Genomic DNA, 245 nt, shown 5'->3' with positions numbered 1-245 from the left:
ATGGTACCTTACTGAATCTGCTATCCCTCAAGTAGGCGGAGCAAGAGGCGCAGCTAACTCCAGTTGCCCAAGCAATACTGATTGCGGATTGCAAAGCTATATACAAGAAGTAAATGCGCTAGATTTTTGTGGTGGCACAAATTGGCGAGTACCCACTTACACCGAGCTACTAAGCTTAGTAGATTATGGCAAGCAAGGGCAAAATGTATTAATAGATAAGAGTATTTTCCCTAATACGCCTGCGG

At 44.1% G+C, this 245-nt stretch carries 1 protein-coding gene; it reads left to right on the top strand.

What is annotated here, in order from left to right; all coding sequences use genetic code 11:
* Window positions 1–245 (top strand): Lcl C-terminal domain-containing protein (locus tag AAEY78_RS14555; RefSeq protein WP_352340163.1); only part of this gene is annotated, 245 nt, incomplete at both ends.

The sequence above is a fragment of the Psychrobacter sp. 16-MNA-CIBAN-0192 genome, from assembly GCF_040309565.1.
GTDB lineage: Bacteria > Pseudomonadota > Gammaproteobacteria > Pseudomonadales > Moraxellaceae > Psychrobacter.
The sequence above is the reverse complement of the archived record's forward strand: the minus strand, read 5'-3'. Positions and strand labels throughout refer to the sequence as shown.